At 44.9% G+C, this 20,499-nt stretch carries 15 protein-coding genes and 1 other RNA gene; 7 read left to right on the forward strand and 9 right to left on the reverse strand.

Features of this window, described 5'->3' with window-relative positions:
- Positions 1-380 precede the first annotated feature (380 nt).
- The 5 genes from recD2 to cymR form a co-directional block, all read right to left on the reverse strand.
- A complete protein-coding gene (recD2, locus tag NIE88_RS11450; RefSeq protein WP_253062239.1) occupies positions 381-2,705 on the reverse strand; it encodes an SF1B family DNA helicase RecD2 in 2,325 nt (774 codons plus the stop codon).
- Between the two features lie 30 nt (positions 2,706-2,735).
- A complete protein-coding gene (locus tag NIE88_RS11455; RefSeq protein WP_253062241.1) occupies positions 2,736-3,392 on the reverse strand; it encodes a tetratricopeptide repeat protein in 657 nt (218 codons plus the stop codon).
- Between the two features lie 309 nt (positions 3,393-3,701).
- Complete coding sequence (gene mnmA, locus NIE88_RS11460) at positions 3,702-4,838, reverse strand: tRNA 2-thiouridine(34) synthase MnmA (RefSeq protein WP_309247035.1); 1,137 nt, start codon at positions 4,836-4,838, stop codon at positions 3,702-3,704.
- On the reverse strand, positions 4,835-6,001 hold the full coding sequence (locus NIE88_RS11465; protein WP_253062243.1) for a cysteine desulfurase family protein: 1,167 nt from the start codon (positions 5,999-6,001) through the stop codon (positions 4,835-4,837). The genes mnmA and NIE88_RS11465 overlap by 4 nt, the downstream gene beginning before the upstream one ends.
- Before the next feature lie 71 nt (positions 6,002-6,072).
- The gene (gene cymR / locus NIE88_RS11470; RefSeq protein WP_253062245.1) at positions 6,073-6,495 is read right to left on the reverse strand and encodes a cysteine metabolism transcriptional regulator CymR; all 423 of its coding nucleotides are present in this window, start codon (positions 6,493-6,495) and stop codon (positions 6,073-6,075) included.
- 272 nt (positions 6,496-6,767) lie between these two features.
- Here cymR and NIE88_RS11475 point away from each other — a divergent pair, with 272 nt between their 5' ends.
- The 7 genes from NIE88_RS11475 (at position 6,768) to NIE88_RS11505 (ending at position 15,848) form a co-directional block, all read left to right on the forward strand.
- Entirely contained in the window at positions 6,768-8,120 is a 1,353-nt protein-coding gene (locus NIE88_RS11475; RefSeq protein ID WP_253062247.1) for a replication-associated recombination protein A, read from the forward strand.
- 106 nt (positions 8,121-8,226) lie between these two features.
- Positions 8,227-8,925, forward strand: a complete 699-nt coding sequence (locus NIE88_RS11480) for an RsfA family transcriptional regulator (protein ID WP_253062249.1) — start codon at positions 8,227-8,229, stop codon at positions 8,923-8,925.
- Between the two features lie 317 nt (positions 8,926-9,242).
- Entirely contained in the window at positions 9,243-9,458 is a 216-nt protein-coding gene (locus NIE88_RS11485) for a hypothetical protein (protein ID WP_253062251.1), read from the forward strand.
- 284 nt (positions 9,459-9,742) lie between these two features.
- Positions 9,743-11,800, forward strand: a complete 2,058-nt coding sequence (locus NIE88_RS11490; RefSeq protein ID WP_507237323.1) for a cyclic di-GMP-binding domain-containing protein, MshE-related — start codon at positions 9,743-9,745, stop codon at positions 11,798-11,800.
- A gap of 12 nt (positions 11,801-11,812) precedes the next feature.
- Positions 11,813-12,940 carry a glycosyltransferase gene (locus NIE88_RS11495; protein ID WP_253062254.1) on the forward strand — a complete coding sequence of 376 codons (1,128 nt, stop codon included), beginning with the start codon at positions 11,813-11,815 and terminating at the stop codon, positions 12,938-12,940.
- Complete coding sequence (locus tag NIE88_RS11500) at positions 12,927-14,534, forward strand: hypothetical protein (RefSeq protein ID WP_253062256.1); 1,608 nt, start codon at positions 12,927-12,929, stop codon at positions 14,532-14,534. Before NIE88_RS11495 ends, NIE88_RS11500 begins: the two co-directional genes overlap by 14 nt.
- A gap of 558 nt (positions 14,535-15,092) precedes the next feature.
- A complete protein-coding gene (locus tag NIE88_RS11505; protein WP_253062258.1) occupies positions 15,093-15,848 on the forward strand; it encodes a prepilin peptidase in 756 nt (251 codons plus the stop codon).
- 430 nt (positions 15,849-16,278) lie between these two features.
- On the opposite strand, the gene ssrS is transcribed toward NIE88_RS11505, so the two are convergent.
- From ssrS to dtd, 4 genes are all read right to left on the reverse strand, one after another.
- Positions 16,279-16,463, reverse strand: a non-coding RNA gene (gene ssrS, locus NIE88_RS11510) — 6S RNA.
- Positions 16,464-16,539: 76 nt separating this feature from the next.
- Complete coding sequence (gene aspS, locus NIE88_RS11515; RefSeq protein ID WP_253062259.1) at positions 16,540-18,312, reverse strand: aspartate--tRNA ligase; 1,773 nt, start codon at positions 18,310-18,312, stop codon at positions 16,540-16,542.
- A 23-nt stretch (positions 18,313-18,335) separates the two neighbouring features.
- Positions 18,336-19,598, reverse strand: a complete 1,263-nt coding sequence (gene hisS / locus NIE88_RS11520) for a histidine--tRNA ligase (protein WP_253062260.1) — start codon at positions 19,596-19,598, stop codon at positions 18,336-18,338.
- Positions 19,599-20,037: 439 nt separating this feature from the next.
- Positions 20,038-20,484 carry a D-aminoacyl-tRNA deacylase gene (dtd, locus tag NIE88_RS11525; RefSeq protein ID WP_253062261.1) on the reverse strand — a complete coding sequence of 149 codons (447 nt, stop codon included), beginning with the start codon at positions 20,482-20,484 and terminating at the stop codon, positions 20,038-20,040.
- Positions 20,485-20,499 lie beyond the last annotated feature (15 nt).

Raw genomic sequence — 20,499 nt, forward strand, 5'->3', positions numbered from 1 at the left:
TTCCGGTTATTTGCACTCTTGAGCTTGTTTCGCCGGTGAATAAGGGTAATTTTTCCGGTTATACACAGAAAAAGCCTCCATTTTCACGTTTTTCAATTCAATAAGCGGAATTTTTCCGTCTATTTATCATGAGCGGTTACCTGATCGCCCAAATAATCAGTGCGGATTGGGAATCAGCAGCTTATGACCTTATCGTCGTGTCGACGGGGCAAAATTCTAAACTTTCTTTCCTTGTAACAAAACACAGCCGATTAAAATCCAATCGGCTGTGTTTTCATGTTAAATGTGTTTCATTAATTTCGTGACAAAAATCCGTTTACGCTTTATTACGCTCACAACTCAAAACAGGACCCATTAGTATCACCGTCGGATCCGTTTTTTTATTTTTCCACTTTTTCATCCTGATTCGTTTCCGGGTCCTCTGCCGGCTCAGGAATGAGATGGAGCCGCTCGCGTATTTTTACAGCCAAACTGGAATTGCGCCGGTCGACATCATTTCGGCTGACCGCTTGTATAAACGCCTGTTCGTCACCACACAGAACGAGTGAATCCTTGCTTCGTGTCACTGCCGTATAGATCAGATTACGCTTCAGCATCCGATGATAGCCCTTGACAATCGGCAGGATCACGATTGGAAATTCACTGCCTTGCGCTTTATGAATCGAACAGCAATACGCCAAGGTCAGCTGATTCAAATCATGCTTCAAATATTTGACCTCAATCGAATCAAACGTCACGATGACAGTATCTTCCTTGTCTGTTGTTTCTTTTGCTTTGAAAATAGCGGAAATTTCGCCAATGTCCCCGTTAAAGACCTGTTCGTCGGGATTGTTCACCAGTTGAAGTACCTTATCATGGACGCGAAACAAATGGTCGCCATAGGTAAGTTCGCGTTTCTGCTCATCCGGAGGATTAAAAAGTTCCTGAAGCGCCACGTTGATCCGCTCGATTCCGGCATTGCCGCGATAAATCGGTGCGAGTACCTGAATATCTTTCGGATGATACCCCTTCTTCTCCGCAGCAGCCGATACTTTGCAAATAAGATCAACAACTTGATTCTGGTGACACGTGAAGAATCGGCGGTCTTTTTTTGGTTCCGTTAAATCTGTGAGTTTGCCTTCCTTAATCTCGTGTGCGAGTTCAATAATCGATGATCCTTGCGCCTGGCGAAAAATATCGGTCAGACGGATCACCGGGATCGCTTCTGACTGAATTAAATCGCTCAGCACCTGGCCTGGCCCAACCGACGGCAACTGGTCTTCATCACCGACAATTACCATTTTCATTTCTTCCGGCAATGACTTCAGAAGCTGGTTGGCAAGCCAGATATCAACCATCGACATCTCATCAACAATCAGCAGACTGCCCTCAATCGGATTATCTTCATCATGTGCATAGCCTGCGCCGCCATTCCACCCAAGCAGTCGGTGAATCGTTACAGCAGGAAGTCCGGTTGACTCCTTCATCCGCTTTGCCGCTCGCCCGGTTGGGGCAACCAGCAGAATCGGATACGGATGATCATCATCATAATCCTTAGGATCGAGCGAATAGCTGTTCAGCTCAGCGTATACCTCAACAATACCTCGAATGACCGTTGTCTTCCCGGTACCCGGTCCGCCTGTCAAAATCATGATCGACGATTGAATCGCTTCGCGAATGGCGCACTGCTGACTCTCCGCATATTGCATCGTCAGCTTGTCCTCCACCTTTCCAAGTGCTTCGAGAAATTCACTCTCCGAGTATTCATCCTCAGGCTCTTGTTCAATCAGCTTCTGAATCCCTGTAATGATCCCTTTCTCCGCAAAAAACAGCTGAGGAAGATAGAGATGGTCATCGTCACGCACCAAATTCCCATCCTTTTCAAGTGTATCCAGCTCCCGTATCAGATCATCCTCGCTGATCTCTTCTGTTGAGGTCAGTAATTGACGCACTTCGGCAATTGTTTCCTCCTCAGGCATGAATACATGACCATCATTCATTGCCCGCTCATTAAGCCAATACAAATAAGCGGCTTGAATCCGGCTGGGATGATTGCCCGATATGCCCAGTCCGGCGGCAAGCTCGTCCGCACGCTGAAAGCCAATACCTTCAATATCTTGAATCAGTTGATAAGGGTTGTCCTGAATCACTTCCAAACTTTCATTACCGTACGCCTGATAGATTTTCATCGCCAGCTGTGAGCCGAAACCCAGATCCGACAGACCGATCAATATTTTTTCCAGACCCTCATTCTTCAACAATGTACCTGTAATCATCGTACTTTTCGCTTCATCGAGCTTCGGTACCCGACTGAGGCAGGATGGGTCATTAAGAATCTCGGAGATAGCATTCTCCCCGAGTTCATCGACAATCGCTTCCGCAGTCTTCTTGCCAATACCGGGAAAAAGGTCTCCGGACAGATAGCTGATCACACCGGATTTGGATTTAGGCAGCAATTTTCGGTAACTTTCTACTTCGTATTGCTGTCCGTAGCGCGGATGCGTTTTCAGCTTTCCCGCAAATTGATAGGTTTCATAAAGGTGGACGGCGGGAAAGAAACCAACCATCGTAATCTCTTTTTCGCTGATCGGTTCATTCGTCTCATTGATTTTGACAATCATCACGGTATAGCCGTTCTCACTGTTTTGAAAAACAATCCGGACCGGTTCACCTTTAATTGAGGTCTTATGATCCGGAAAAAGATCCATTGCGCTTTGTTCCGTCATCCCCGCCATCCTTCCTCTCCATTTTTGCCATTATCGTTTGTTGTCCAGAGTTTTCAATGCGTTTGAAGCAAGAATATGCTGCGGATTCAGCTTCAGCGCACGTTCAAACAATTGGCGCGCTTTTTCTGCTTGATCTCTGAACGCCGCAATCACGCCAAGATTATAATAAGCATCCGCATGCAAGGCATCCGCGCGAATGACCGCAGAAAATTGCTTTTCTGCCGCACTCAAGTCACCTAACTTCGCTAACATGAGCGCGTATTGAAAACGCGCCTCAACATCGGCGCCGTTTAATTCAACAGCGCGCTGAAAGGCAGTAAGCGCCTGACCACTGCGGCCTAATTCAAGCCCGCAACGTCCGATCATATAAAAAAGGTCGCTGTCATTAATACCTGCCTGCTGCGCATCCGTAAAGCATGTCGACGCTTCCTGATAGCGTCCGAGTTCAAACAAAGCATTCCCACAGCCAAAGGACGCAGGCCCATTGGTCTCATCTAGAGACAGGGCCTTTTTAAAAAAGGTAACTGCGCGTCGGCTGTCACCCATCGCAATCAACAGGTTGCCGAAATTGGTGTATCCTGTCGGATCATCCGGATGTGCTGAAATCGCCGCATCAAGTGCTTTTGCTGCTTGTTCATATTTTCTTGCAGCAATTAATTGCTGCACATGCACCATTGTATCCGCCATAACATCCACCACCAAACAAGCATTCTATTAAAGTTGTTCGAAAAGACCAGGGTCAGTCAGACGCTAATCTCCTGCATGCCAGACACCAACCCGTCCCGGGCGCCTAAGATCAAGGAAGCGCATACCTACCTGAGCGAGCGTACTTTCACAAGATATAATGATTTCTGCGTTGTGTATAGGACGTACTTTCACACGACATGATGGCTTTCGCGTTGCGTATAGGTTATTAGCGAAAGGTCATGTGATTTAAAAGATCCTTATTGCCATTTTTTCAAACACCTTTTCTATAAGAGGAAAAAGACCCGGGCTTCAAATCGAAGCCGAGTCTGTAAAATCAAGTACTGTATCTGTCCCTTGGTTCAATATCGTCGCAATTGTTCCTCCGCCGAGACATTCGTCAAAGTCATAGAGAACAACAGACTGCCCCGGTGTCACCGCCCATTCAAGCTCGTCAAAAACGACTTCGATTCGGCCGTCGTCAAGCACATGGACCGTGACCGGACGATCCTTTTGACGGTAACGGAACTTAGCTGTGCAGTGGAACACGCGCTCCTTTGGACTGCCGGAGATCCAATTCACATGATCAGCAATCAGGCCCTGTGAATAAAGAGCAGGATGATCCGCTCCTGGTGCCACATACAAGATATTTTGTTTCAGATCCTTGCCGCACACGAACCATGGTCCACCCGGTCCACCGATACCGAGCCCTTGCCGCTGACCGTTGGTATAATACATCAGCCCGTCATGATAGCCCTTTAACTCGCCGTCGATCGTTCGAATCTCACCGCGGTTAGCCGGAAGATAGGTGCTTAAGAACTCCTTGAAGTTACGTTCGCCAATAAAGCAGATGCCGGTGCTGTCCTTTTTCTCCGCTGTTGCCAAATGATGCTCACGTGCAATGTCTCGGACCTCTGGCTTTTCCAAATCACCGAGCGGGAACATTACTTTTGAGACCTGCTCCTGAGACAGCTGATTCAGAAAATATGTCTGATCCTTGTTTTGATCAGCAGCTCGAATCATCGCTGTTTTCCCGTCACGCTCTTCGACGCGTGCATAGTGCCCGGTTGCCACATAATCCGCACCGAGCGCCATAGCATGATCAAGGAATGCCTTGAACTTAATCTCTTTATTGCACATAACGTCCGGGTTCGGCGTGCGTCCTAATTTGTATTCATCCAGGAAATACGTAAATACGCGATCCCAGTACTGTTTTTCAAAATTCACTGCATAATACGGAATACCGATTTGATTGGAGACACGAACAACGTCCTCGTAATCTTCTGTAGCCGTGCAGACGCCGTTTTCATCGGTATCGTCCCAGTTTTTCATAAAAATGCCGACCACATCATAGCCCTGCTGCTTAAGCAGCAAAGCTGCAACGGTTGAATCCACGCCTCCGGACATACCGACAACGACCCTGGTCTGACTGGGGGATTTCTTCGTCACATTGATTCACTCGCCTTTCCTAAGTTCACGAGGTCGCGGACCGATGCTGCAATAATCCTGCCCGCTTCCCGGAGCCGCTCTTCTTTCATACCTTCACCAAAACTGATACGGATCGAACTTCCGGTCTCCGGAGCTCCCTTTCCGAACATTGCCGTCAAAACGTGGGACGGTTCAACAGAACCCGCCGTGCAAGCCGATCCGCTCGATACGGCGACGCCGGCCAAATCAAGCTTCGTCAACAACGTTTCCACACGTGTGCCTGGAAAATAAAGATTCAGGACTTGAGGCAGAAAATGCTCCGAATTGCCGTTGGTTTTATACGCCACCTGTTCCGCGTCAAGTGTCTCAAGCATGATCTGACGCGCATGCAGATTCTCCTGAATCCGTTCATGGAGACGCTCGCCTACTTTTTCAACCGCACGCGCAAGACCGGCAATTGCCGGCACATTTTCCGTACCTGCCCGGCGTTTGCGCTCCTGATCACCGCCATGCGTATAGGCTTGAAGCGAGAGCCCGTCGCGTACATAAATAAAACCGATTCCTTTTGGTCCGCCAATTTTGTGACCAGCCATTGAGAGCAGATCAATGGGCGTATCCTTCACGTCCATATCGACGGTGCCGAATGCCTGCACAACATCCGTATGAAAATAAGCCTGATGATTGGCTAAGAGGTGGGCAACGTCACGTATCGGCTGAATGGTTCCCACTTCATTGTTGGCGAACATAATCGTCACAAGAATCGTGTCATCCCTCAATTTACTTTTCAAATCATCTATAGAGATTCTGCCTGTCTGATCGACATCCAGATAATCGACCTCAAATCCCTGGCTTTCCAAATACGCGCATGTTTTGAGTACACCATGATGTTCGATTTTCGTCGTAATAATATGTTTTCCTCTATGGCTGTTGGCAAATGCCGTACCGAGAATGGCAATATTATCACCTTCGGTACCGCCGCTTGTGAATACAATTTCTCGACTGCGTGCACCAATATACTTCGCAATCTCGTGGCGGGAATCGTCAACGATCTTGCGCGCCTGTCGTCCGAACGAGTGAATACTCGACGGATTGCCCACCACATTTTGGTAGGTCTCAACCATGATCTGCAGAACCTCCGGATCAATAGGCGTCGTCGCGGCGTGATCAAGATAAATCGGATCCACCTGAAACACTCCTTTTTTATCTCCTGAAACAACGTTCAGGCCGGATTAACTGAGCCGTACCCATTAATCCATTAAATATAGAACATATCCGGGTCTTGGACCTGCGGATCAGAGTCATAATGGATCAAATCGTCCAGTGTCGTCCCTTGCAGAACATCGCGAACCGCATCGCGGATCTTCACCCAAAGCTCGCGCTTTGCCGGATCATCGTCATCCATCACTTCAACCGGCTGAATCGGTCCCTCCAAGACGCGGATCACATCTGCTGCTGTAATTTCACTCGGCGTCTTCGACAGAACATAACCGCCATATGCACCACGAATACTGCTGACAAGTCCGGCGTTGCGCAGCGGAGCGATCAGCTGTTCCAAATAGTGTTCCGACAGATTGTGTTCATTGGCGATCGCTTTCAAAGAGAGCGGACCGCGGCCTTTATTTTTCGCAAGCGCCATCATAATCGTTAGGCCATAACGGCCTTTCGTTGAGATTTTCATAACGTTCACACCTCTTCATTCATCCTAAAACAACTGAGTATTCTAGTTCATTTATAGTCAATCTTTTGTTCCCGTGATTTCAAAAGTAACCCCTGCCTGTCCGTATCCCTGCACGTCATATTACATTCAGCGTGAATCGATCAATGCGAACATAGGAAGTGATCTATGGTAAACTAAGTTCAGACCTTCAATTATTATAGACGAAAATGATTGACGTTGCACGTAATCAAGAATAATTCGCGCAAATATTTATAAATGAGAGGATGATCGGGATGGATCTTTTCGATTTTCCAACCGATGAGCAATCCAATTTAAACGGACGGCCGCTCGCTGACCGCATGCGGCCGCAGACCTTAGACGAATTTGTCGGGCAAGAACAAATTGTCGGTAAAGGTCGTCTCCTGCGCCGAGCGATTCAAGCGGATAAGCTGACGCCCATGATCTTCTTCGGTCCTCCGGGAACCGGCAAAACGACGCTCGCGCACATTATTGCCCGCACCACATCTGCCTACTACGAGCAATTGAACGCCGTGACTTCCGGAGTGGGCGATTTACGAAAAATAATTGCTGCTGCAGAAGAGCGGCTTAAATTTGACCAGCAAAGAACGATCCTTTTTATTGATGAAATCCATCGTTTTAATAAAGGACAGCAAGATGCACTTCTGCCCTCTGTTGAAAAAGGAACCATCATCCTGATCGGCGCGACAACCGAAAGTCCGATGTTCGAAATCAACGCCGCACTGCTTTCACGCTCGCGGCTGTTTCGATTTGAACCATTGTCTGATGACGCGATACGCAAAATCATCGAAAATGCGCTGCATGATAAAAAACGCGGTTACGGCGAAGTGGCCATCCAGCTTGACCGTGACGCGCTGGATCATATTGTCCGCGTTGCCAGCGGTGACAGCCGCACCGCACTGCATGCCTTGGAGCTTGCCGCACTGACCACCGACCCGGATAATAAAGGGATCATTCACATCGATCGCAGCGTTGCCGAAGAATCCATTCAGGAAAAAGTGCTGCAGTATGACAAAAATGGCGACAATCATTATGATACAGTCTCCGCATTTATTAAAAGCATGCGCGGCTCCGATCCGAACGCTACCCTTTACTGGCTCGCGAAAATGATCGCTGCCGGTGAGGACCCGAAATTCATCGCCAGACGCATTTTCATTCATGCGGCCGAAGATGTCGGCCTCGCGGATCCCAATGCCCTCCTTGTCGCCAATGCTGCCGTCACGGCTGTGACATTCATCGGCCTGCCTGAAGCACGCATTCCGCTTGCTGAAGCCGCGCTCTACGTCGCCACTGCGCCGAAAAGCAACGCCGCGGTTATTGGCATCGATCAGGCACTCGCAGCGGTTAAAGAGAAAAAAACCGGCGCAGTGCCGATTCATCTGCGTGACGCTCATTATAAAGGAGCCGCCAAACTCGGTCACGGCAAAGATTATCTGTATCCCCATGATTTTGAAGGTGGCTACGTCACACAAAATTATCTGCCCGAGTCACTGCGTGACAAAGTCTTCTATCATCCGTCACCGCGGGGCTACGAACGAACCGTACAAAAACGACTTGACTACTTTGCCGAGCGAGATCAAAAGGAACGGCAGAAAGGCAATAGGTGAGCTGCAGCCGAATAAAATTGTTTTGAAAAATCGATCGTGTATAAAAGTCTCGCAAGTTGTCAATCCTTTTTACAAATCAACAAGAATGCAAGAAGGAGCATATACCATGACAAAAGTGAGACAAGATGCATGGTCGCACGAAGACGATCTTCTGCTCGCAGAAACCGTCCTGCGCCATATCAGAGAAGGAAGTACACAGCTTGATGCCTTTGAAGAAGTGGGCGACCGGCTGAATCGGACAGGAGCGGCGTGCGGATTCCGCTGGAACGCGATTGTCCGCAGAAAATACGAACAAGCAATTGAAATTGCTAAGAAACAGCGTAAGCAGAAAAAACGCGCCGAGCAGCGTGGACGAACCATTCATCCGGTGAACACCCCTGCCTTCCACGTGATGGAAACTGCTGCACTCTCGGATCCTTCTGAACCCACCTATGCGGCGCAAAGTGCTCAACCCGAGCAAAGCAGCAAAGTGGAAGCTCCCGCCGCAAAACAGACACTCAGCATGACCGATGTCATTCACTACTTGCAGAGTATGCAAAAGGGCAGCGCAACCAGTGATCGGCTTGATCAAGAGAACACGCATCTCAAGGAAGAAAATAACAAGCTGCAAATGCGTGTGAAAGAGCTGGAGCAGGAAGTCGTCGCACTCACCAAGCGGCAGCAAACCGTTGAGGACGACTACCAAGCCCTTATCGGCATCATGGACCGCGCACGCCGCATGGTCGCCTTCCAAGACCAGAATGACAGCTCCGCTCCCGCCTTCAAGATGGATGAGAACGGAAATCTGGAGAAAATTGCGAAGTAAAAAATATATGTACATCAACCCCTGAGGCAAAGGCCTCAGGGGTTTTGCGGCTTCCATTACAAAAAACAATTATAGTGTGAATTTTCTCAATGCATGTATATTATTTCGCTAAATTTAGCGAAATTATTTGTTTAATGCTATAATAACTAAAAAATTAATTATGGTAATTAGACTGTTATCAAAAAGGATGCAATGAAATCTTGTTCATTTAACTGTGGGTGCCAAGAACAAGATGAGCATAAGGCACAACCGGCCTTTTTCAGCAACTTATGCTGTAAAAGGCTTTTTTGATTGGCATAATCTGAGGAGGATTGTAGATGAGACGACTGAACTTCAAAGTTAACAAAAGATTACTGGATAATTTAGAAAATAAAGAACGTCGGATCGATTTGCGAATCCTCGCTTTAAAGAATGAAATTGATAATGTAAAAAGGCAAAGCAGTGAAATAACTACTCGCCTTCGTCACAGTCTTACACGAGTGAACAATATAGAGAATGAAATTAACCAATATTTTAACGGTGATTTACTATGAAGTTTACAGCCACTTTTCCTTCGCGCAAAAAAAACGCAAAACAAATCGATGCAATTCGGGAGCGAGTCAAAACAAAAGAAAAAGAACTGAATGAGTTAAACATACTCTTGGAAAAATTGAAAGCCGATGCCCAGCTAAAAAGAGAAGCCTTTGAAAACGACATTAAGGAATCCTATGAACGAATTGAAAAGACATGCCTCATCAATCAGGGTCATTGGGAGCAGCTAAAAAATACGCTTCAAAGCAAAAATGATCAGGCCGGCCATTTATTCGGCAGTTTACGCATCGGTGAACGTCTGCTTTTATTAGGCAGCATTAATGCAGAACAACTAAATCGTGCACTTCATGAACAGGTGTTGCATGGAGGACGAATTGGCGATTTGCTTGTGGATCTCGGCTATGCTGATCGTGAGGAAATTCAACAAATTGTCGGTCAGTCATTTAGAAGACTCTTATTGGGCGAACAACTTGTACAGGCAGGCTGCCTAACACGTGACGAGTTGCTAAGGGCTTTACAGCAACAGGAACAAGTTGGTGGAGATATTGGTGAAATCTTGCTTTCAATGAATTTGATTACTCAGGATCAACTTTATGAAGCACTGGCAGCTCAAAACCAAATTGGGAGAATGGGTGCCTACAATAAAAAGGAAGCTGTAACCAATAAACTACCCGAAAAGGAAGCCCGAAAATTTCACGCCATTGTTATCAATCGCTCATCCGTACGTGTTATTTTAGCTGTGGAAAAGCTTCTTTCTGATTCACAATTAACAGAGTTAACTCATTTGCTTAATGCATCTGTCACACAAGTACTTGCTTCTCCATGGGAAATGGAAATACTTTGGGAGGACATCTACAAAACAGAATTGTTGAATGAAAGCACCGATAAATTAAGGGAAGAACAGCCTGAAAACTCTGCTAGTGAAACATTCTCTTTACCACAAATTCTCGGTATCATCATTATCGCTGCTGTGACTCTAATATCGTTATTTTGGAACTGGTTCCAAACATTAATTATTATTAATATTATTATTCAGCTCGCCTATTTTTCAATGTCTGTAACTAAATTTCTATTTATTATGTATGGAACACGTGAAACGGCACAAATGAGATTTAAAGCAGAAGAAATCGAAGCAATAAACGAGAAGGATTTACCTATATATACCGTTCTGGTCCCAATGTATAAAGAGAGCAATGTCATCCCAAGACTCGTTCATAATCTAAGCCAATTGGATTATCCAAAAAATAAATTGGATATACGTCTGCTTATTGAGCAAGATGACGATGAAGCTCGAGAAGTATTAAAAGCAATGGATCTCCCCCATTATTTTCAAATGATCGTTATTCCTGATGGAGAACCGAAAACGAAACCCAAAGCGTGTAATTATGGGTTAATCCGTGCGCGAGGAGACTATGTCGTAATCTACGATGCAGAAGATCGCCCAGATTCCGATCAGCTAAAAAAAGTTTTTCTAGCATTTCAAAAAAGTTCAGATCAAACCGTCTGCATCCAGGCTAAACTTAACTATTTTAATAGCGAGCAGAACTTGCTCACTCGTTTTTTTACTCAAGAATACAGCAATTGGTTTGAACTGATGCTTCCTGGCGTCATGCAAATGGATATTCCAATTCCGCTTGGCGGGACGTCCAATCATTTTAAAACTCATATCCTCAAAGATCTAGGTGCATGGGATCCATATAATGTTACCGAGGATGCAGATTTAGGTATTCGGCTGTATAAAAAAAGGTACAAAACCAAAGTAGTTGATTCACGAACTCTCGAAGAAGCAAATAGCAGAAATCGAAACTGGATTCGTCAGCGCTCAAGATGGATCAAAGGCTACATGCAAACCTGGCTGGTTCATATGAGGCATCCCGTTAGGCTTCATCGTGAACTAGGCTTTAAAGGGTTTTGGGGAGCACAATTTATGTTGCTCTCATCACCTTTGTTGCCGATGCTGAATCCCATTTTTTGGTCTCTGCTCGTTCTTTGGTATGCGACACACGCTGGATGGATTGATAACTTTTTCCCCGGCCCCATCTATTACTTGGCTGCGGCCCAACTTATTCTGGGAAACTTCCTATTTATTTATACAAACATGGCTGGCACTTACTGGGTTGTTCAAGATTTACACCGCAAAAACGAACAATGGCTTTCTTATGGATTAGTAAAATATGCACTTTTAACACCGATCTATTGGGTTTTAATGAGTATTGCCTCAATAAAAGCACTCTGGCAATTAATTCGCAACCCTTTTTATTGGGAGAAAACGGTCCATGGCTTTGATCAGGAACAAACTCAAGATATTGATATCTCACCGGTTTTTAAAAGCAGGGACATCTAGGGGGGAACGACAATGGACATTAGTATAATCATTCCGACTTATAATGAAGGAACAAATGTTCAAACTATGGTCTCCAGATTAACCAAGGTCATTCTGCCCCTGAATCGGACGTTTGAAATTTTATTTATGGACGACAGCACAGATGATACACCTCAACAGCTGGGAGCTTTATCCGAAAAATACCCTTTTGTAAACTATATTCATCGAGTTGACATGCGGGGGCTTGCCAGTGCGGTAACTGATGGACTAAAAAATGCGAGAGGCAGTATCCTGATTGTCATGGATTCAGATCTACAGCATCCCCCTGAACTCATTCCTGATTTGCTGAACAAAATCAATGAAGGGTATCAGATGGTAATCCCTTCTCGTTTTATTGCCGGTGGAAATGATGGCGGTCTTAATTATTATCGAAAGCTCGTTTCCTGGACAGCTCGAATTATTGCACGATTAACCTTGAAACGGCTCAGGAAAACTACAGATCCAACAAGTGGTTTTTTTGCTGTTCGAAAATCTGCTTTGGAAGGAAAGGAATTCCATCCTATTGGATGGAAAATTATGCTGGAAATTATTGTTCGGGCAAACATTGATCAGATTGCTGAAATTCCTTATCATTTTCAGGCCAGAGATCTGGGCAGTTCAAAAATGAATGCCGCCGAACAATTAAAGTATCTTATTCATCTGTTTAAGCTTATTTTAGAAAGCGAAGAAGATCGCCGTTTTTATTTATTCTGCCTTGTCGGCAGCAGCGGCGTGGTAATAAACTTGCTTGTCTATAAATTGATGTTATCAATGGGCATGCCAATAATGTATGCTTTCCTTATATCATCGCTTATCAGCATTCTCTCTAATTATTTATTAAACAATGCTTTCACGTGGCGAATGAGACATAAAAGAAAGAGTCGATTTTCCTGGTTTGAACGAATGGTCAAATATGTGATTGTCTCTATTGCGAGTTTATGCGTTTCAAGTGGGGTATTATCATCAGCACACTACCTTCTTCATTTATCACCAATGTTAAGCGGAATGACTGGTATCGCAGCAAGTGTGATCATCAATTTCGTTGTCAATGATAAATGGACATTTACAACCTCAAAAAAGAATTTATCAGATAAGACGGTGATGCAGCATGTCGAAAAGTAATCGCTGGATTCTATTATGTATTGGCACTCTGGTCTTTGGTTCAGAGCTTATCTTCGGTATTTGGATGGCACATTGGAACTACTTTATTCCTGGAGATGCAATTAGCAGAGTTGCCAATGCTTTTTATGTTCTATACAGTCGAGATCCTCACCTAGGAGCAGTCGGCTTTGTTTGGAATCCGCTTCCCAGTCTTTTGATACTACCCATTCTTCTTTTTAATCGCTGGATCCCGGAACTTGCAAATGAAGGTATTAGCGGGGTCATTCTTACCTCACTATTTGCCTCGGCAATGGCCGTATTTTTGTTTAGAAATTTTTCAAGAAGAGGGCATTCTGTCCTAGTCAGTATATTTTTTGTTTTTATCTTTATTTTTAATCCGTTTATGTTTCTCTATGGATCTAACGGGATGAGTGAAACACTGTTTATCTTTTTTATCATCGTCTGTGTAACCTATCTCACCGATTTAATGGACACAGAAAATAATACGATATCATTAATTTTAATTGGTTTTTCATTGGCCTTGGCATTTTTTACAAGATATGAATCAATTTTTTTTGGAGCCGCGCTTTCTCTTTCAGCGGTTGTTATCATTTTAAATCATTACAAGAACAAAGAGTATCATGCACGCACAGTATATCAAAAAATTGAAGCAGCCGAATTAATTATCCTGCTACCGGCAATTTATGGGGGCTTGCTTTGGATCTTTCTGAATTGGTCAATTATGGGAGATGCCCTTTATTTTCTACACTCTAATTATTCCAACTTAGCTCAATCAGAGAACTTAAGTACAAATCCCATTATTGCGCCTGTAATTGGTAATTGGCTGCAAACGATCCAGTACGTACTGCTGAGAAGCATTCCTTTTTCAATACCATTCGTTCTCATAGTCCTGGTCCGGGCCTTTACTGGCAAACTTTTTAAAATGGATTTCTTGTGTCTGGTTATTCTTATACTCTCTGTTCCGTTGATGCAACTGATTATGCTGTACAAAGGGGCCTCCTATGGATGGTTAAGATTTTTTGTCTATCCTCTGCCAATCGTTATGGCATGGCTGCCTTATGAACTTGGAAAACTTAAAACTAAAAAAAAGATTCTATACAAAATAACAACTTTAGCTGTAATCTCATCTCTCATTTTTTCTTCCTATGTGACTTGGCTATTTATGAACAATAGAAAATTCGCACCAGAAGAATATGATGCAATTCATGCTAAACAAAGCCCGACTTATCTAAATAGAATGCTGGCAAAAAGGATTGCTGGCGACTTGGATAAACGTCTGTCTCAACACCCTGATTCGAAAATACTCATGGATTCATTTAATGCCTTTCAAATCATTTTAAATTCCAGGCACAACCAGCAATTGGTAATTACAAGTGATCTTGATTTTGAAAAATCTCTGAATCATCCTGTCAAACATAAAATAACGTACATTCTAGTACCAAAACCGAATGGAGTGGCTTCACTAAACGCAGTAACTAAGCGCTATAAAAATTTCTACTATAGGGGAGCCTCCTTCGCAAAACTTGAGAAAGAGTACGGCGAAGAATGGCGACTTTATCGTTTGTTTAAGCCATCGAGTACAAAGAATAAATAGACTTAAAAGTGATGTAACACAACTGTTTTCATTTCACTACTATTGTAAATATTTTCATGCATAAACATATAAAAAAATTAAAATCGTGCTAACTGCCGCACCTGCTTCTAAATGCAAAGTGATCAACCAGCTAAAAAGTGTTGTGGCACCTTAAACATAAATAAAGGATGAAAAATACACCCAGTGGAACGATGGATCGCGGTGTATTTTTCTTATTAATGTCATTTTGTAGATACCTATACCGCCACATAAGCAGCCTCGAACCTCGAACTTGAGAATTAATTACTACTCACCATTTTCACTGGTTTGTGGCCATGCATTATTCCCGCAGTAGTCAATCTCTATTTAGAAATAACTGAATAAACCAAAAATATATCTAGTAAATTAAGAATAAATTATGCTATAATTAAAAAACTTGTAATAACGTGTAGCGTGACTACATCATATTCGTAAATTAAGTAGTGTAAATGGACTCATAGATTCGTCTGAAAGTTATACAGAAACTCAATTGTTAAAATTTAATGGTGTATCCAGTTACACAATGAGGATATTAAAAATATGTATAGTTATATCGTTTTGTACTCTTTTCTTTTAGGCATTACTCTGGGTTCTTTCTACAACGTCATTGGGCTGCGTGTTCCTGCAGGTCAGTCAATTATTATGCCGCCTTCGCACTGTCCGTCGTGCGGGCGGCGCTTGACTATCCTAGATTTGATACCTGTTTTTTCCTATATCTTTTTGGGTGGGAAATGCAGGACATGCCATAGTAAGATTTCACTGCTCTATCCGATCATTGAGGCAGGAACAGGCTTTTTATTCCTATTCAGCTTTTTGCGAGCTACTTCAATTGAAGAGATGCTTTGTGGTTGGCTGCTTGTTTCATTGCTGATGATCATGCTTGTTTCCGATCTGGAATATATGTTGATTCCTGATAAGATCCTGATGTTTTTCTTGATTTTATTTACAATATTCCGCATAATCTACCACACGAATCCATGGTGGGACGCGCTTGCCGGAATGGCCACTGGATTTGCTTTGCTCGCGCTGATCGCTTTAATCAGCCATGGCGGGATGGGTGGCGGCGATGTAAAGCTTTTCGCAGTCATGGGGTTGCTCGTCGGCATGAAACTCGTTATTCTCGGCTTTTTCCTTTCGGCCTTTTTCGGCGCGATAATCGGCATCGGCGGCCTGATTCTGGGATTCATTAAGCATCGCCAACCCGTGCCCTTTGTACCTTTTATCGTCCTAGGTATGCTGACAAGCTTTTTCTTTGGTGACCGTTTGATCGCCTTTTATCTGAACTTAACCTTCTGACATTAGAGATTATTTTTGTTCAGAAAAATGATTGTAAATTTATTCAATCTTACGGTATATCAGTTGTCTTTGACTCAAATAAATTATTTGAATAACGTTCTTATTTCGCATTATTTGCTTATCGAGAAACGTGTCAAACAATCAAACTGCGTAATATGATGTAACAACAGTGCCGGTTAAAGCAAGTCCCCGAAAAGTTAAAACCAATTTCTGAGGCAAACCTTATAATCGCGTTACTGCGTTTCATTGGTTACGTGTTGAAAATTAAATTTGGGAATCCGGTTGTATTTCCGCCCTCTTCGATCTAACTACTTTAATGAGTCCTTTGTTTGACTTTGCTTTGCGAATTTCAACTACATAATAAAACATAAAAAAACCGAAACCTAGGCTAATCTGTATCCCTTGTTTCGGTTTTATTTTTTTCAAATAAAAAAATCCCGAACGTGCCGTTGCGAAGCCGCAGCTTTGAAACCCGCACTTATAAGCAGGTGGGTGCCCTGTTCCACAGTTTGCGGGTCCCTAGCGGGGCATGCGCTCCGGGTGAAAACTTCGGACTCCCTATCAAAACATGTTCGGTCAAAACATAACGACATTCGACTAACACTTCAGGATCTCTTCTTAACTTGTGTACTTATTGTAGCATATCTGTAAGCGCTTATCAAGGCAAATTGGCTTGAACCGTGCCAACTGCTTATTTAAGAATTGCTGCAACATCAAGATGCAGTTCGCTCAATTGTGCCTGACTCACTTCGCTTGGTGCTTTAGTCAACACGTCGCTTGCGCTTGCAGTTTTTGGGAAGGCAATCGTATCGCGCAGACTTGCGCGGCCGGCAAGCAGCATCACAATACGGTCGATACCGAGCGCCATGCCCCCATGTGGTGGAACGCCGTATTCGAAGGCGTCCAGCAAGAAACCAAATTGCTTTCTCGCCCGTTCCTCAGTGAAACCGAGCAGCTTGAACATGCGTTCTTGCATCTCAGGGTCACTGATACGTTGCGAACCGCTGCCGAGCTCGAAGCCATTCAAGACTATATCAAACGACTGGGCACGTACACTGCCCGGATCACGGTCAATGCGGTCAAGGTCTTCAATAACCGGCATTGTAAATGGATGGTGTTCAGCCACATAACGGTGCTCTTCTTCGCTATAAGTAAGCAGCGGAAAGTGGGTCACCCACAGGAAGTTGAATGCCGATTCATCAATCAGGCCGAGCAGCTTGCCGAGATGCAGACGCAGTGCTCCAAGGCTATCGGCAACAACTTTTTTCTTGTCGGCAACAAACAGCAGCAAGTCACCCGGTTCGGCATTTGTACGTTCGATGATCCGCGCATTTAATGATTCGTCAAAGAATTTTGCAATCGGCCCTTTCATGCCGCCCTCTTCAACTTTCAGCCAAGCAAGCCCCTTGGCGCCGTATGGCGAAACGATGCCACGCAGATCCTCGTCGACCTGCTTACGTGAGAACTGGGAAGCGACACCTTTTGCGTTAATCGCTTTGACCAGACCGCCCTTTTCTTGAACTTCCTTAAACACCTTCAAGGTACTGTCGGCTGCAATATCGGTCAAGTCGATCAGCGTCATGTCAAAGCGGGTATCCGGCTTATCGCTTCCATACAGATCAATAGCCTCTGCATAGGTCAGGCGTTTGAATGGCCGAGGAATATCAATCCCTTTAACCTCTTTCATCATACGGACAAGCATTTCTTCAATCATATTCTGGAACGTTTCGACCTCAAAGAAAGACATTTCCATATCGACCTGAGTAAATTCGGGCTGCCTGTCGGCACGCAAGTCCTCGTCGCGGAAACAACGGGCAATCTGATAGTATTTTTCAATACCCGAAGCCATCAGCAGCTGCTTGAAAAGCTGCGGTGATTGCGGCAACGCGTAGAATTCACCCGGATGAACGCGACTAGGCACGAGGTAGTCGCGTGCGCCTTCTGGAGTGCTCTTGGTCAAAATCGGCGTCTCAACATCAAGGAATCCTTTTTTATCAAGAAATTCACGCAAAGTATGCGTAATCTTATGACGCATTTTTAACGTTGCCAGCATTTCCGGACGTCTGAGATCAAGATAGCGATAGTTTAACCTTACATCTTCGGATGCCTCAATATCATCTTCAATTGGGAACGGCGGTGTCTTCGATTTGTTCAGCAAAGTGATTTCGCTGATCATCACTTCAATCGTTCCGGTTTTAATTTTTTCATTGATGGCTTCAGGATCGCGTTTCGTCACTTCACCGCTGACGGTCACGCAATATTCGCTGCGCAGCTTATCTGCCTTATTCCATGCTTCCTGATTCACCTGCGGATTAAATACAATCTGAACAATGCCCGACCTGTCGCGCAAGTCAATAAAAATAACACCGCCTAGGTCTCTTCTTTTCTGCACCCAGCCGGCCAGTGTGACCGTTTTTCCGGCGGACGCTTCGGTTAATTCACCGCAATTTGCGTTGCGATACATGGTATTCCCTCCATCATTATGAATCATATTTTTTTCTTTAGATAATCAGTTAAAGTGGCGAACGCGACTTCATCCTGAGATCCGTCGGCCATATTCTTGACAACGGCTTTTTGCACATTCAGCTCTTCATCGCCGATCACCACAACAAATTTTGCCCGATCGCGATCCGCCTGTTTGAATTGGCCTTTGACCTTGCGCACCATATAATCTTTGTCTGCCTGCAAACCGGCCTGACGCAGTTGATTCAGCAGCACCGGCGCCTTCTGTTCGGCTTTATCGCCAATAGCGACGATGAAACAGTCAAGCGACGGATCCGAGTCGAGCGACACACCTTCAACGTCTAATGCAAGTAGAAGCCGTTCGATACTTAAAGCAAACCCGATACCCGGTGTTTCCGGCCCGCCGAGCTCGCTCACAAGACCATTGTAACGGCCGCCGCCCATAAGCGTCGTAATGGCTCCCTGACTCGCGCCCATGATCTCGAATGTCGTATGATTGTAATAATCAAGCCCGCGGACCAGTGTCGGATCGAGTTCATAATCAATACCCATCTCGTTCAGAATCGTCTTAACCTTAGCAAAGTAATCACGAGAAGCTTCATTCAGGTAGTCAATGATCGACGGTGCGGTCGCCATCAACGGATGATTGTGATCCGTCTTACAGTCAAGAATACGCAGCGGATTCTTCTCTAAGCGTTTCTGACAATCCTCGCAGAACTCGCCAATGGACGGCTTAAAGTGAGCGATCAGTGCCTCGCGGTGAGCAGCACGGCTTTCCGGATCGCCTAAACTGTTCAGGACAAGCTTCAAGTTCTTCAATCCGAGCTTCCGGTAAAAAGTCAGCGCAAGTACAATGATTTCAGCATCAATCGAAGGATCCGCCGACCCGAGCGCCTCACAGCCAAACTGCGTAAACTGACGATTGCGTCCTGCCTGCGGGCGTTCGTAGCGGAACATCGGCCCGATATAATACAATTTTTGCGGTTGGCTCGGCTGGCCAAACAGTTTGTGTTCGACATAAGCGCGCACAAACGATGCCGTTCCCTCTGGTCTCAGCGTTAAATCACGATCGCCGCGGTCCTTAAAACTGTACATTTCTTTCTGCACAATGTCGGTTGTATCACCGACACCGCGCTGAAACAGATCTGTAGACTCAAAGATCGGCGTTCTCATTTCCTTATAATTGAAAAGCGCGCAGACTTCTCGAGCAGCAGCTTCGATTTTCTGCCACTTAAAAGCATCTTCCGGCAGAACATCATAAGTTCCGCGGGGAATTTGAATGGTCACAAGTGTTCCTCCTTCAACTTTTTCGCAAGATCCGCAGCACATTACCTGCCACGGCTTAATACATCCTTAATTCTCTCTAATCAAAATGAATGCATGAAAATAAAATAAAAGCCCTTGTCCATCGGCGAGCCGACAGACAAGGGACGAATGAACTTCGTGGTGCCACCCTCATTTGAAACATCAACATGTTTCCTCTGAATACCGGTTAACGCCCGGGCACGACTCATCCTACTGATCGCATCAATGCATTGTTCAGACAAGCGCCTCAGGAGTGTCTGTTTTCGGAAATCTATGCCGGCACCTTTCAGCCCATGGATGCCTTCTCTTATTAGCTGATCAATCCGAAAATCTCTCCATCACTGGCTTTGTTCGTTCTTCTATACTACGTATCTTCACATAAAATGTCAAGGTTTAGCGCAAATCTTTGAACCCGCTTTGATTAATGGTTTTTACTTTCGACAATCAGCGTAACCGGACCGTCGTTCACAAGAGAAACGGCCATATCCGCGCCGAAAACACCGGTTTCAACATGAAGACCGTATGCCCTCAGTTTTTCATTAAACACTTCGTAAAGCGGTTCGGCAATCTCCGGACGCGCCGCTTCGATAAAGCTCGGACGTCTGCCCCTCGATGCATCACCATAGAGTGTAAACTGAGACACAGATAAAACGGCTCCCTCAGCGTCAACGATCGACCGATTCATTTTGCCTCCGTCATCCTCAAAGATACGCAAACCAGACAGTTTATCAGCGACATACTGAAGATCATTTTCTGTGTCACCGGTTTTTATGCCGACTAAAAGGAGCAGTCCAGCGCCAATTTTCCCTACCGTTTTGCCATCGATGTCGACCTTAGCGCGCTTAACGCGCTGCAATACAACCCTCATTTTTTAGAAATCACC

The organism is Sporolactobacillus shoreicorticis, assembly GCF_024125445.1.
Classification (GTDB): domain Bacteria; phylum Bacillota; class Bacilli; order Bacillales; family Sporolactobacillaceae; genus Sporolactobacillus; species Sporolactobacillus shoreicorticis.